This is a genomic window from Shewanella sp. BJSY2023SW005, assembly GCF_047314585.1.
Taxonomy (GTDB): Bacteria; Pseudomonadota; Gammaproteobacteria; order Enterobacterales; family Shewanellaceae; genus Shewanella; species Shewanella algae.
Window position 1 is genome coordinate 30225 of record NZ_JBKORJ010000012.1, and the last position, 14170, is coordinate 44394.

Genomic DNA, 14170 nt, shown 5'->3' on the forward strand with positions numbered 1-14170 from the left:
CTGCTAACTTGTTGGACTCGCAAAACCGCGCTAACAGACTAATAACAGAGATAGAGGCATTCATGAAACTTCGTCACTCCGTGGCCTGCTGTATGCTGGCATTGGGAACTTTGGGCAGTGCAGCCGCCTACGCCGCAGAAGCGGGCCAGGGCTATTACCGTTCGCCCGCGATTCATGACAACACCCTGGTGTTTACTGCCGAAGGGGATATCTGGACTCAGAAGCTCGGGCAGGATAAGGCCGCCCGGTTGACCAGCCTGCCGGCCGAAGAGTTGAATGCCAAGATCTCTGCCGATGGAAAATCGCTGGCGTTTACCGCCAACTATGACGGTGCCCAGGAAGTCTATGTGATCCCCATGAGTGGCGGAATAGCCAAGCGCGTCAGCTTCGAAAACAGCCAGGTGCGGCTGCAGGGCTGGACCGCAAATGGCGAAATTCTCTATGCCACAGACAATGCCCAAGGGCCGGCGAATTACTGGGTGCTGCGTTCGGTAAACCCGGATACCCTGACAACCCGTGATCTGCCGCTGGCTGATGCCATAGAAGGCGTGGTTGACCCACAAGGCGAGTATGTCTACTTCACCCGCTTTGGGCTTCAAACCACAGGGGATAATGCCAAGGTGTACCGCGGCGGTGCCATGGGCGAACTGTGGCGTTATCAACTGGGGCAGGACAAAGAGGCCGTGCGGCTGGGCAAAGATCATCAGGGCTCGCTGCGTCATCCCATGCTGTGGCAGGGGCGGGTCTATTTTGTCTCGGATGCCGATGGCAATGCCAACATCTGGTCTATGGCCAGCGATGGCTCAGATCTTAAACAGTTGACTCAATATCGTGATTTCGAAGTGCGCAGCCCCTATCTGGACGGCGGCCGCATAGTGTTCCAGCTGGGCGCCGATATTCACATGTGGGACCTGGCTTCCGGGCAGGAGCAGAAGCTGGATCTGCGTCTGGCCTCCGACTTCCCCGAGCGGCGTGAACATTGGGTTAAAGATCCGCTCGATTTTGCCACCAGTGCCAGGCTGGCCCCGGCAGGAGACAAGGTGGTCATCACTGCCCGCAGCCATGTGGCGCTGGCGACTACAGATGGTTCCCGCCTGGTAGAGCTGGACTCGGACGGCAAGCATAGAATGCGCAACGCACTGATGAGTCATGACGGCCGTTGGGTCTATGCCATCTCGGATGCTTCCGGTGAGCAGGAGATCTGGCGTTATCCCGCCGATGGCAGCGCTGGCGCCAAGCAGCTGACCCAAGATGGCAACACATTGAGAATGAGCCTGGAGCTGTCGCCCAATGGGCGTTATTTGGCACATGATGATTATGCTGGTAATTTATGGCTGCTGGATCTCAAAGACGGCAGTAACAAGAAGATAGTGACCAACAACGAAGGTCTTGGCCCCTATGCCGATATCCGTTGGTCGCCGGATAGCCGCTTCCTGGCTTTGACTCGCTCGGAAGTCGGTGCCCAACGAAGCCAAGTGATGCTTTACTCGCTGGAATCCGCCAAGGGCGAGATGCTGACCAGCGACAAATACGAGTCTTTCTCGCCCAGTTTCAGCCCGGATGGTCAGTGGCTCTATTTCCTGTCAAACCGCGAGTTCCAGGCCACCCCTTCTTCGCCTTGGGGCGATCGCAACATGGGCCCAGTATTTGACAAGCGTAGCCAAATATTTGCCCTGGCATTGAGTCAGGATGCCCGTTTCCCATTCCAACGTCCCAACGAGCTGCAAGGCGTTGCTGCCGGTGATGAAAAGGCCGCTGACGATAAGCTGAAAGTGGATTGGAAAGGCCTGAAGTCGCGGCTGTGGCAAGTCCCCATCGAGGCGGGCAACTACCAGAAACTGCAGGTATTGGGCCCGGGTCTCTATCTGCTCGATAGGGATATCACAGGCAAACAGTCGGCGCTCAAGCTGGTGAAGTTTGACCCTTTGAGCCCCAAGTTGGAAACCTTCGCTGATGATGTGCGCGATTATCAACTCTCGGCCGATCAGAGCAAGGTATTGCTGCGTAAGCAGAGCAATCCCAAAGAGATGGTGATAGTGCCAGTGGGTGACAAACTGCCGGGCGATCTCAGCAATGCCGTGGTGCAAACATCCCAGTGGCAACTTGCCATTCAACCGCGTCAGGAGTGGCAGCAGATCTTTGAAGATGCCTGGCTGATGCACAGAGACTCCTTTTTCGACAAGAAGATGCGCGGTGTCGATTGGCAAGCCGCCAAGGCCAAATATCAGCCATTGCTGGACCGGCTCACCGACAGACATGAGCTGAATGACATCTTCACTCAGATGATGGGTGAACTGGATGCGCTGCACTCTCAAGTGCGCGGCGGTGACTTTGCCAAGGATCCCGACATGCCCAAGGCCGCCGAGCTGGGTGCACGTCTGAGTCAGGTGAAAGATGGTGTCAAGGTCAGCCATATCTATCGCACCGACCCTGAATTGCCTATGCAGGCCTCACCGCTGGCGCGCCCCGGGGTCGATGTCCGTGATGGCGACATCATCACCCATATCAATGGCCGTAAGTTGGCTACCCTGGCGCAGCTCACCTCCCTGCTGCGTAATCAGGCCGACAAACAGGTGCTTTTGGGACTCAAGCGCGGCAGCAAGCAGCACAAGGTAATAGTGCAGGCTATCAGCAACCGTGACAATGCCAAACTCAGGTATCTCGATTGGGTCAATGCCAATGCCGATAAGGTGGCCAAGGCCAGCGACGGCAAGATAGGTTATCTGCATCTGTATGCCATGGGCAGTGGTGATATTGAGAGCTTTGCCCGCGAGTTTTACGCCAACTACGACAAGGATGGTCTGGTTATCGATGTGCGCCGCAATCGTGGCGGTAATATCGACAGCTGGATCATTGAAAAGCTGCTGCGTAAGGCATGGGCCTTCTGGCAACCTACAACAGGCGCGCCTTATGTCAACATGCAACAGACGTTCCGCGGCCACCTGGTGGTACTGACGGATCAGTTGACCTATTCCGATGGTGAAACCTTCTCCGCCGGCATAAAGGCGCTGGGACTGGCGCCCTTGGTGGGTAAACAGACGGCGGGTGCCGGGGTTTGGCTCTCGGGGCGCAACAGCCTCACCGATTGGGGCATGGCTCGGGTTGCCGAGTACCCTCAGTATGCCATCGATGGTCGCTGGGTGCTTGAAGGCCGAGGTGTCAGCCCGGATATCGAGGTAGACAACCTGCCGCTGGCAACCTTCAAAGGCAAAGACGCCCAGCTCGAGCGGGCTATCAGTTATCTCAAGGATGAACTGGTACGCGAACCCATACCGGCATTGAATGCTCGCCCCATGCCTCCCAAGGGTGAAGCGGACGATATTAAGTAAGCAGTGATAAAAAACAGGGGATGCATTTTGCATCCCCTGTGCAGGTGTTAGGGTGTTATCGGCCAAGTGGTTCCCAGGCCGGTAGCACCCGTTTTTATTGCTCAGAAATTAATTTCTACTTCGGTATCGGCCGCCAGTGAGTTGGCGATAAAGCAGTTGGCATGTGCCTTTTCGTGGATCTTTTCCAGTGTTTCCCTATCTATCTCAGTGCCTTCGGCAAAAGTGACTTCAGGGTTGAGGCTCATGCGGGTCACGGCAATTTTACCAGACTCCTTCTTGCCGATTTCTGCGGTGGCGTTATCCCGGTAGCTCTCTACCGGTAAGCGCTTCAAGTGAGCTATGGTCAGGAAGGTCAGCATATGGCAGGACGATAATGCCGCCAGCAGACTCTCTTCCGGATTGACCTTGGCTTCATTGCCTTTGTATTCGGGGGCTGCTGATGCCAGCAGTTGTTGGCCTGTACCAAAGTCTATTTGATGATCGCGATTGAACTCTCCCTCGGGCGCCGGGCTGGTTTGCCAGGATACGGTCAGATGAAAACTCAATTGGATGCTCCTTGAGACGGTTTGCAAAGTAGCGGCCACTATAGCCTATTTGCCAAACCCTTGTCTGCCACAGGTCATCACGATTCCACCCTGCTCGATTTTTCTCAGTACAGCCAAGAGCTGTTTTTTATTAACTAATTGTTTTAAATTGAATATTTGTGTTTTTTAACTTTAATGCTTTGGTCTTATCTCTTTGGTCATTCCACCTACTTTAGTCTTGCATCTGTCGTCTGGCGGCGCTATAACAACAGAGTGTGTAAACGCAATGTTTCAAGTGTTGATAAAAATGATATTTCGAGATGGTTCGAAATACTGATCAAAGACAAATTGCAGGAGAACATTAGGCAGGCATTTTACAAGCCCCTCGCGGCAGCGGTTACCCTGGTGCTGTGCGTCGGTGCACAGGCTGCAGATAACGAACGTTACATCGTTAAGTTCAAGGAGGGGAAAGGCCCCGGCACTATGGCGCAGATGAAGGCTATGGGCGCCAAAATGGAACTGGATCTGTCGGCCCACAACGCCGCCTTTTCCATCCCGGCTCAGGCTCTCAAGGGCCTGGCCAACAATCCCAACGTGGAATATGTCGAAGCGGATGTGAAACGTTTCCCGCTTTCACAGGTAGTGCCTTATGGTATTCCCATGGTACAGGCCGACCAACTCAGTGACGCCCAGACCGGTAATATGAAGGTCTGTATCATAGACTCAGGTTACCAATTGGCCCATGAAGATCTGTCGGGCAACAATGTCGATGGCACTAATGACCCCGGTACCGGCAACTGGTATACAGATGAAAACCATCATGGTACCCATGTGGCCGGGACTATTGCCGCACTTAACAATGGGGTTGGTGTGGTTGGTGTAAACCCCAACGGCAATCTTAACCTGCACATTATCAAGGTGTTTAATGCCGATGGCTGGGGTTATTCATCCAGCCTGGTTGCCGCACTGGACAAGTGTGAGCAGGCGGGCGCCAAGGTAATCAACATGAGTCTGGGTGGCAGCTTGAAGAGCCGCACCGAGGACCGTGCCTTTGCCGCCGCCGACAGCCGTGGCATTTTGAGTATTGCCGCCGCCGGTAACGACGGTAATACTCGTCACTCTTATCCGGCATCTTATAACTCTGTGGTGTCGGTTGCCGCAGTGGATGCCAACAAGCAGCATGCGGATTTCTCACAACGTACCAGTCAGGTTGAACTCTCAGGCCCGGGTGTTGGCGTGCTTTCCTCCGTGCCTATGGGCACTGCGTTGGTGGCTGCGGCCTCAGTGGCCGGCAATGGTTACGAAGCCATAGGTATGGAAGGCTCACCTACAGGTAGTGCCGCCGGTACTCTGGCGGACTGCGGCACAGGTGAGAGCCAGTGTGATGCCGCCGGTAAAGTGTGTTTAATTCAACGCGGTAATATCGCCTTCTCCGACAAGGTGCTCGCCTGCGAAAATGGCGGTGGTGTTGCGGCCATTATCTACAACAATGAGCCGGGGGCCTTAAACGGGACTCTGGGTGAGGTGGTTACCGCCATTCCGTCTGTGGGTGTGAGTGATACTGATGGTGCGGCCATGTTGGCGGCAGTTGGCAGCAATGCCAGCGTTGATATCGGCGCGGGTAACTATGCTTACTTCGACGGTACTTCGATGGCGACACCTCATGTGGCAGGGGTTGCGGCCTTGGTGTGGAGTCATTTCCCTCAGTGCAGCAACAGTGACATTCGTGCGGCATTGCGTGCCACCGCCGAAGATCTCGGTGCTGTCGGCCGTGATGATGAGACAGGTTATGGTCTGGTGCAGGCCAAGGATGCAGTGGATTACCTGACCGCCAACGGTTGCTCAGGCGGTGGTACCGGCGGTGGCGGTGACACTGGTGGTTGTAAGGGCAAAGGCTGTAAGAGCCCTAAAAATCCTCGCTGATTGCTGGATCTATTTTGAGATACGCACTAAAAAGCGCTGCAGTTGCAGCGCTTTTTCATGGCAGAGTTTGAGCCAAAATTGGTTAGATAAACCAACCCACAACAAAAACAACCGGCGCCAACATAAGCGCTTTAGGCAGACTGCGACCGAGATAGCTGAGCTGCAAAACCACAGGTAGGGCAGCCAGCGTCATCAGGCCGAAAAACAGTATGCTGCCATAACCCCAGCCATACCCCATGCCACAAAGCACAAAGCTTGCCAGCAGGGCCAACCAACCGCCCGCATACAGCAGGCGGCTTTCCAGAGTTTTGGGAGCGCGCCCCATGGCCTCACGGAAATGACCAAACATGGACATGGCCAGCAGGCCAAAGGCGAGATAAGTCAACGCAATAAGTGCAATCATCATCCGCGCACCGCCTGAAGTTTTTGGGCCTTGGCCGTTTGTTTCATTGGCTGCCTCCCCAAACGCTTGAAGGCAAATAAGCCAAGGGCTGCGAAGGCCAGCGCCAGCAGATCAAATCCCGCCAATTGCCACTGACCGGCCGCGAGGTTGCTCAGCAGGTTGGCTGGCGAGGTCAGGGCGTTCAGCAGCGGCAAGAACGCGAGTGCAGCTGTCAGCGCCGCCAGTTGAGCGCGCCACATGGCTCTGTCTCTGCGCCAGATAGCCAGCAAGCCGCTGATCAGCAGCAGAATAAAGAAGCTGTGAACCTCCCATTGACTGCGGCCAGGCAAAGAGGCAGGCAGCAGGCGATTGGCATAAAAAAAGGCCACTGTACCCAGGGGCAGACCGAGGATAAACATCAGGTTCAGCGTTTCCACCAGGCGCAGACCCAGGCTGGGCTTGGCGCCCTGACTGATGGCTTTTTGTTGTTTCTGGCGAATCTTTACCGCCCACATCAAGGTGCCGCTGGCTATCATCACGCAGCCGCTCAGCCCCAGAAGGAAGAAGAGCCCCCGCAGTGCGGGGCCGGAGAAACGGGCTGTGTGCAAGGACATCATGGCGTCGTGAGTCGCCTTGGCGGCGCTGATGTCATTGTCTGTGCTGTAGAGAAGCTCGCCATCAGTACCGCTGAACACTATAAACAGCTCCCGTTCTGTGACCTGCTCGCCTGTGTTGAAAGTGACCATGACCCGGCTGTTGGCATCATCCGGGTTGATCACTGACACCGACTTGAGCGGCAGTTCGGCAAAGGTTTGCTGCACCTTGGGCAGGAAGCTTGCCAGTGGCAATTGAGGCGCGGCTTCATTGGCGGCAGCTATGCGGGTAAAGCTGCTGCCGGGACGGGCTTCATTGATAAATTCCCGGCGGTCACTGTCATAGTTGACCAATATGCCCCAAGGCATATAGATGATCATCAGGGTGATAAGCCCGGTATAAGTGATCATCAGATGGAACGGCAGCGCCAGTACCGAGCTGACATTATGGGCATCGAGCCAGGAACGGCTACCCTTGCCGGGACGGAAGCTGAAAAAGTCCTTGAAGATGCGCTTATGGATCACTATTCCTGAGATGATCGCCAGCAACATAAACATGGTGCAGAAACCGACAATCCAGCGTGCCGTGATGGCAGAGATATAGTGCAGATCGAAATGCAGGCGGTAAAAGAAGTTGCCGCCGCGGCTCTCCCGCACTTCAGTCACATAGCCGCTATTATCGGCCTTGACTAGATGTTCACTGAAGGCGCCGCGGCGCTGCCCCGGCTCCGGCGGCTGTTGCCAGCCATAACTCAACATGGGGTGGCGCTCTGTGGGGAATTCAATCAGCCAGCGCTGGGCGTTGACCGCATTCTGCCTGAGATAATCCTCACCCTGACTCAATTGCTCAGCAAGGCGGGTGTTATCGTAGGATTGGAACACCTCCTTGTGTAGCTCGGGCTGATTCCACAGGCTGATTTCATGGCGATAGTAGCTCAGGGTTCCGGCAAAAAACACCAGTAGCAGCACCCAACATACCAGCAGGCCCACCCAGGTGTGGAGCCAGGTCATGGTTCGGAAAAAACTGTCTTTCATCTCAAACCCCCAGCAGTTTCAGCATGCCAAACAAGGCGGCTGCCAGCAGCAGGAGTTCTTGCCAGGCCCGCAAACTGCGTTTGACGCAAAATACCCTGATAACCACCATGGCGTAGATCAGAAAAGACAGCATCATGGCACTCACTGTACTGTCGATACGGCTCATAGGCAGGCTCACAGCCAACAGGGCACAGGCCAAAGACGCGATAAGATAACCGCCAACAATAGATGCCAGCGCCCGGCTGATAATGGTCAGGGCTTGGGGATAGCGCCTGGGAAACTGTAACAGAGATAGAGATTTCATGATTGCTGCGGATAGTCATTGACCACCAAGGGAAACAGATGCGCTGATTCTATCTTAATAATGCTTAATGATAAACATTGGCATTCGTGTTTTGCTTGTAAATGATGCCTGTATCAAGTTGGCCAGGGTTTGATAATGAAGGGGCTGAAAATATTGAACTGAATTAAATCGAGCTAATTACAGGCGATAAAAACAGCACTAAACAGGGAGTATGATGAACTCTGGATTAATTTTGACCACATAAGAGCGGAATAAGACACTTATTTGAACATTGGCCCTTGTGTTTTACGCTGAAAGCCCCAAGCTCTATAAGTGAATCAGCAGAAAAAAGGAAAACCTATGAAAATTCAGCTTTCAGGTCATCATGTTGAAGTTACAGCAGCAGTACGTAGCCATATCGAAGAGAAGTTTTCCAAAATCGCCAAGCATTTTCCCAGCCTGATTGGCTTGGACATCATTATTGCCAAAGAGCATGGCGTACATCAGGTTGATATTCGAACCAATTACGAGGGGGTGGCGGTCGCGGCCTCCGGCAAGAACGAAGTCATGTATCCGGCTATCGCCGAGGCAGGCAAAAAACTGGAAGCGGCGCTCAAGCACAGAAAGGGACAGCTCAAAGCCGATCTTCATGAAAAGCCCGAGGTGACCACCCCGGAAATAGCCCACGAGATCATCCAGGAAATGGAACTGCGTTAATTCAAGGACTTAACTTTGATGCAGAAATGAAAAAGGGACCATCTGGTCCCTTTTTCATATTCTAAATCTTTGAGATTATTCGATGATCTCGGCGTTGTGATAGACATTTTGCACGTCATCACAGTCTTCCAGCGCGGCAATAAACTTGTCGAACAGGGCGACATCTTCACCGGACACTTCCACCATGTTCTGTGGTACGAAAGTGATCTCTTCCATCTCAAAGTTGACCTCGGGGAAGGCTTCCAGCAATGCCGTCTTGGCCTTGTAGAATTCGGTGTTGGGGGCGTAGACACTGATCATGCCGTCTTCCAACTCGACATCGGCAACATCGACATCGGCCATCATCAGGGCTTCGAGCACCACTTCATCGTCTTCACCGGGGAAGACAAATACTGCCTGGTGATCGAACATGTGGGCCACAGTGCCTGGGCCACCCAGCTTGGCATCATTCTTCACAAAGGCCTGACGAACCTCGGTGAAGGTGCGCTTGCCGTTGTCGGTCAGACAGTCGACAATCACCATGCAGTTACCCGGGCCGAAACCTTCATAACGGGCAGTATCATAGTCTTCACCGCCACCACCTTTGGCCTTGTCGATGGCCCGGTCGATGACGTGTGCCGGTACCTGATCTTTCTTGGCGCGCTCAATCAGGCGCCGCAGTGCCAGGTTACCGTCGGGATCGACACCGCCACCCTTGGCACACACGTAGATCTCTTTCCCGTAACGGGAGTAGACCTTGGTCTTCTGTGCAGCCGTTTTGGCCATGGATTCCTTGCGGTTTTGATATGCTCTGCCCATCTTTGCAATGTCTCATCAATGCGTTGAAAAAGAGTGGCAGATTCTAGCAGCTTTCCCGCACTAAATGCACCTGTCGGCCCATCGGGCTGCCGGCAGTGTGAAGCCACGCCTGATCATGCTTACCGTCTCCGGCCGCAGAAGCTCATTACCTCGCTATAGACTTATGTCCAATTCGGCAGAGCGCCGTGCTTTGGGTTATGCTGAAAACTCAAGGATCCCTTATTTGGTACAAACCAACAATAAGGATAGGAAGGGAGGCTGCATGTCTGAGAAAAACCGTATTTTGCCTATGCTGGCGGGGTTGCTGCTCGGGGCGCTGGCACTGGGTTGCGCTCAGCTGGCTTTAAGTGCTGACAATCTATTACTTTCACTGCTTGGATGGTGTCTTGCGCTTATTGGCCCTGTATTGGCACTGGGCTGGGCTTCCCGCCCTGTGGCTCAAAGCGCCAAGCAGGCATCCAGTGAGGGCGCAAGTGATGACAAGGCGGCGCAGCAACTGGGCCGGGATGCCAGTCGTATTGCTATCGGCGCTGCCGAAGTGTCCCACTTTGTTGACCAGCTCAAGCTCACTCTGGACTCCAGCGGCCAGCAAGCCGGGCAAATTGCCGTGGCGGCCAATCAGCTGAGTCATACTACCGTGGCTTTGAGTGAACATGCCGAAGTGGTGCTCAATCAGGCACAGGCATCGCGCAGTGTCAGCATGGAAGGGCGTCAGTATGCTGCCAGTGGTTTTCGTGCGGTTGAAGCCTTGAGCCTGGATGTTGACAAGGCCGCCTCCGGCGTGGGACAACTCAAGGCGCAGGCCGATGCCATAGGCAAAATCACCGAAGTGATTGACAGTGTTGCCGCCCAGACCAATCTGTTGGCGCTCAATGCCGCCATTGAAGCCGCCAGGGCCGGAGAGGCGGGCAGGGGCTTTGCCGTGGTGGCCGATGAGGTGCGCAGTTTGGCGGCCAAGACCGCAGAGGCTACCCAGAATATTGCCGCCATGTTGACCCAGATAAGAGAGCTGACCGATGGCACCTCACAGCTAATGAATCAGGTGGTTAGCCAAACGGCCGGCGCCGTGGATGCCATGAATTCACTGGAGCAGAGGTTTGACAGTATCGCTTCGGGTGTCGAGGATTCGGCGCAGGCGTTGGAGCAGATTGAGGCGGCTTTACGTGAATATCGCGGCACTACGGCGGATATTTCCAATGCCATTACCCATATCAGCGAGTCGCTGACAGATACAGGTCATCGCAGCGAGCAGATCTCCCGTCAGGCCTTTGGGCTGTCGCAGACCACAGAGGGTATGTTCCGGGCGCTTTCGCATTGGGATACCGGCAGTTTCGATCAGCTTATTCTCAAAGAAGCGCAGCAGGCCGCCAAGGCTTGCGGCCAAGCGTTGGAGCAAGGGTTGGCGGAAGGCAAGTTTACTGAGCAGCAGTTGTTTTCGCCGCAATATCGGCCGATAGCAGCGACAGAGCCACCCAAATACAACACCGCCTTTGACGGTTTTACCGACAAGCACTTTCCGGCCTTGCAGGAGCCGATACTGGAGCGTCACCGGGAGGTGATTTACGCCGGTGCGGTCGATAAGAAGGGCTACTTTCCGACTCACAATCAGCGTTTTTGCCAGCCGCTGACCGGTGATAGGGAGCGGGATATGCTGCAAAACCGCACCAAGAGATTGTTCAACGACCCAACTGGGATCCGCTGCGGCCAGCACACAGAGCCGGTGCTGCTGCAGACCTACAAGCGTGACACGGGTGAGGTGATGCACGATCTCTCTGTGCCCATTTATGTTAAGGGCAAACACTGGGGTGGCTTTCGGATAGGCTTCAAGGCCCAGTGATGCTGCAGTGCGGAGGCGCCTTGGGCGCTCAAAGCTTGCGGCCGGCTCAGAGACTCAGGTGCTCAAACAGCTCTGTGGCCAGGGCACTGAGTTCATCGGCGCTCGGGTGAGTGTGGGCATAAGTGCGCAGGCCATAAATACCCATCATCAGAAACCGGGTCAGCTGCGCCGGATCTTTATCGGCGGCCAGTTCACCTTGCACCTGGGCCTGCTGTAGTATCTGCTGCAACGCCGTTTGCCATTGCTGTAGATGTTGGCTCACTCTCTGTTGTACAGCCAGATCTTGCTCACCCACTTCGCTCAAGGCTTTGACCAAAAGGCAGGCCTGGCTGGAATCACAGCTGAGGCACTCGCTGACTATGTTGTCCAGATAATGCCGCAGGCATTCGAGCCGTGAACCCTCGGCCGGGAAAAAGCCCTGTAGCTGCTGCTCGCGATCGGCATGGTACTGGTCAATCGCCGCCAGAAACAGCCCGTGCTTATTGTCGAAGGCACAATAGATAGACCCCGGATGCAAGCCGGTTGCCCGGGTCAGATCCTGCATACTCGTCTTGCTGTAACCCTTGGCCATAAAGGCATTCATGGCGCTGCGCAGCACTTTCTCGCGATCGAATTCGGCGTTTCTCATAAGATGATTTCCCACTTTGATGCGCCGAGTTTACTGCAATTTGAATATTTGTTCAAAAAAGTCTTGAATGATCATTCAACAACCTTTATCTTGAACGAACATTCAAATAGGGGCTCAGCTCCTCAGGCTCTGAATAAGGCGAATGCCAGTGACTGAGCCGTTAACTCGCCAAGGGCAGGAACCATGTACCAGAACTTGTTTGAACAGTATCGTCTCAATGACAGCATCACACTCAATAACCGCTTTATGATGGCGCCGCTCACCCGTTGTATGGCCGATGCCGATTTGGTGCCGACCGATGCCATGTTGGCTTACTACGCCCGCCGCGCCGAGGCTGGGCTGATCATCAGTGAAGCCACCATCATTCGCCCGGATGGGCAGGGCTATCCCAACACTCCTGGGCTCTTCACCCAGGCTCAGATTGCCGGTTGGCGCCGGGTGACAGATGCCGTGCATGAAAAGGGCGGTAAGATTTTTGCCCAGCTGTGGCACACAGGCAGGGTCGCGCATCCGCACTTCTTTAATGGTGAACATGTGTTGGCACCATCAGCCGTGGGCGTTGAAGGTACAGTGCCGAGAATGCGCGAGCTGAGCTACCAAACTCCAAAGGCGGCCAGCAAGGCCGAGATTGCTGAACTGGTGCGTGATTACGCCAAGGCGGCAGAAAACGCAATTGAGGCCGGTTTCGATGGTGTGGAGATCCACGGTGCCAACGGTTATCTCATCGATCAGTTCCTGCATTACGACAGCAACCGACGTGAAGATGAGTACGGTCAAACGCCTGAAAATATGAGCCGCTTTGCCCTGGAAGTGGTGGATGCCACCATAGCCGCCATAGGTGCAGATCGCACGGCGCTGCGTTTGTCACCCGGGGCATACTTCAATATGAGTGCCGATCCCCGTGACCGCCAGGTGTTCGATTATCTGCTCGCCGAGCTTGGCTGCCGCCGATTGGCCTATCTGCATGAGGGCATGTTTGACGACAGCATGCGCTTTGACTTCCTTGATGGCCGGGTATCGGACTACATGCGCCGCCACTACCAGGGAAATCTGGTGGGTGTGGGTGGTTACAGCCCGGAAACGGCTGCCGATGCGATTGCTGCCGGGCGTTTTGATCTGGTCGCCATAGGCCGCCCCTTTATTGCTAACCCTGACTATATCGCCAAGGTTCGCAGCGGCGAGAGCCTGCAGGATTACTCGGATGAGATGCTGGCCACTCTCGACTGAAACAGGGCATCCCGACCAGAGCCCCCTTAACCCGCTTAGCCATGGCGCCATCGAGATGCAGTATTGGCGGTGCCTGGCGTCCTTGTAGAATTGCCCCATATTTGGCGAGTATTTTGGCATACTCGCCGTTTTTTTTGATTGTCTCCAGCCCTTGATTGAACTCGGCTATCAACTTAGCGCCATGGGGATGAAGGCGACTGGTGCTCAGGTGCAGGTTGCGGATATCCAATGGCGGACCGGTAAAGTCGAAGCTATCTTCCTGTTGCAGACGCCAGAATGTATCTGTGGCGACAATCTCATCCTCCAGAGTCAAATCCAGACGACCCACTGCCAACATCTTCAGATTGGACTCCAGACTGTTGTTGGGCACGCGAATAAAATCGCTCGCGGCGCGAAAACCGGTTTGATAGCTGTATCCGCGTACCACGCCGATTCTTTTCCCCTTGAGGCTGTCGAGATCTGTGTATTCAAAGGGATCACCACTGCGCTTGATGAAACGCTGGCGATTTTGCAGATAGGGCTCGGAAAACAGCAGCACTTGCTCTCGCTCCGGTGTATGCCAGGTGGCCAGCAGCAGATCGGTTTTGGCCTCTTTAACCGATCTCAGTGCCCTGGCCCAGGGCTTTAACTCCACCTGCAAGCGATAACAGTGAACCGCCAGCGCGCTCTGAACTATTTCCAGTGCCAAACCGGCTTTGCCATCGGCCTCAATAAAAGGGGGCCAGGGATCATTGGTCAGTGTTAGATGCAGCTGCAATGCCGGTTCAGAAGTTAAAGGGGCTGCTGGATTACAGTTGGCGCTGGTCGGCCATGGCTGTAGTAGAAACAACAGAGCAATTACCCAAGTCAGTTTCATATTTAACCTTCATATCAGAGGCTTGTAATCCAAAAGCG

At 54.6% G+C, this 14170-nt stretch carries 12 protein-coding genes; 5 read left to right on the forward strand and 7 right to left on the reverse strand.

Annotated elements, in window-relative coordinates; all coding sequences use genetic code 11:
* The first annotated feature begins 62 nt into the window (after window positions 1-62).
* Window positions 63-3329 carry a S41 family peptidase gene (locus tag ACMHXI_RS01600; RefSeq protein WP_101059786.1) on the forward strand — a complete coding sequence of 1089 codons (3267 nt, stop codon included), beginning with the start codon at window positions 63-65 and terminating at the stop codon, window positions 3327-3329.
* Between the two features lie 101 nt (window positions 3330-3430).
* Here the strand turns inward: ACMHXI_RS01600 and ACMHXI_RS01605 are convergent, their stop codons facing one another.
* Window positions 3431-3874: an OsmC family protein gene (locus ACMHXI_RS01605; protein ID WP_028781544.1), complete on the reverse strand. Its 444-nt coding sequence runs from the start codon at window positions 3872-3874 to the stop codon at window positions 3431-3433.
* A gap of 327 nt (window positions 3875-4201) precedes the next feature.
* On the opposite strand from ACMHXI_RS01605, the gene ACMHXI_RS01610 reads away from it, so the two are divergent.
* Window positions 4202-5776: a S8 family serine peptidase gene (locus tag ACMHXI_RS01610; RefSeq protein ID WP_243891921.1), complete on the forward strand. Its 1575-nt coding sequence runs from the start codon at window positions 4202-4204 to the stop codon at window positions 5774-5776.
* A gap of 82 nt (window positions 5777-5858) precedes the next feature.
* Here ACMHXI_RS01610 and ACMHXI_RS01615 read toward each other — a convergent pair whose 3' ends face one another.
* From ACMHXI_RS01615 to ACMHXI_RS01625, 3 genes are read right to left on the reverse strand one after another with little or no spacing between them, the layout of a single operon-like run.
* Window positions 5859-6182 (reverse strand): DUF3325 domain-containing protein, encoded by a 324-nt coding sequence (locus ACMHXI_RS01615; protein ID WP_044734831.1) that lies wholly within the window; start codon window positions 6180-6182, stop codon window positions 5859-5861.
* On the reverse strand, window positions 6179-7786 hold the full coding sequence (locus ACMHXI_RS01620; RefSeq protein WP_208184911.1) for a PepSY-associated TM helix domain-containing protein: 1608 nt from the start codon (window positions 7784-7786) through the stop codon (window positions 6179-6181). Before ACMHXI_RS01620 ends, ACMHXI_RS01615 begins: the two co-directional genes overlap by 4 nt.
* Window position 7787: 1 nt before the next feature.
* A complete protein-coding gene (locus ACMHXI_RS01625) occupies window positions 7788-8090 on the reverse strand; it encodes a DUF3649 domain-containing protein (RefSeq protein ID WP_025010929.1) in 303 nt (100 codons plus the stop codon).
* Window positions 8091-8429: 339 nt separating this feature from the next.
* Between ACMHXI_RS01625 and hpf the strand changes: the two genes are divergently transcribed.
* Complete coding sequence (hpf, locus tag ACMHXI_RS01630) at window positions 8430-8786, forward strand: ribosome hibernation-promoting factor, HPF/YfiA family (RefSeq protein WP_039033763.1); 357 nt, start codon at window positions 8430-8432, stop codon at window positions 8784-8786.
* Between the two features lie 75 nt (window positions 8787-8861).
* Here the strand turns inward: hpf and ACMHXI_RS01635 are convergent, their stop codons facing one another.
* Complete coding sequence (locus tag ACMHXI_RS01635; RefSeq protein ID WP_101056645.1) at window positions 8862-9584, reverse strand: YebC/PmpR family DNA-binding transcriptional regulator; 723 nt, start codon at window positions 9582-9584, stop codon at window positions 8862-8864.
* A 262-nt stretch (window positions 9585-9846) separates the two neighbouring features.
* On the opposite strand from ACMHXI_RS01635, the gene ACMHXI_RS01640 reads away from it, so the two are divergent.
* Window positions 9847-11421, forward strand: coding sequence for a methyl-accepting chemotaxis protein (locus ACMHXI_RS01640; protein ID WP_413733835.1), 1575 nt, complete (start codon window positions 9847-9849; stop codon window positions 11419-11421).
* 46 nt (window positions 11422-11467) lie between these two features.
* Here the strand turns inward: ACMHXI_RS01640 and ACMHXI_RS01645 are convergent, their stop codons facing one another.
* Window positions 11468-12049, reverse strand: coding sequence for a TetR/AcrR family transcriptional regulator (locus ACMHXI_RS01645; protein ID WP_144133682.1), 582 nt, complete (start codon window positions 12047-12049; stop codon window positions 11468-11470).
* Between the two features lie 183 nt (window positions 12050-12232).
* Here ACMHXI_RS01645 and ACMHXI_RS01650 point away from each other — a divergent pair, with 183 nt between their 5' ends.
* Window positions 12233-13276 carry an alkene reductase gene (locus ACMHXI_RS01650; protein WP_144133683.1) on the forward strand — a complete coding sequence of 348 codons (1044 nt, stop codon included), beginning with the start codon at window positions 12233-12235 and terminating at the stop codon, window positions 13274-13276.
* On the opposite strand, the gene ACMHXI_RS01655 is transcribed toward ACMHXI_RS01650, so the two are convergent.
* Window positions 13194-14132, reverse strand: coding sequence for a substrate-binding periplasmic protein (locus tag ACMHXI_RS01655; protein WP_413733838.1), 939 nt, complete (start codon window positions 14130-14132; stop codon window positions 13194-13196). The two genes, ACMHXI_RS01650 and ACMHXI_RS01655, sit on opposite strands and share 83 nt — an antisense overlap.
* Window positions 14133-14170 lie beyond the last annotated feature (38 nt).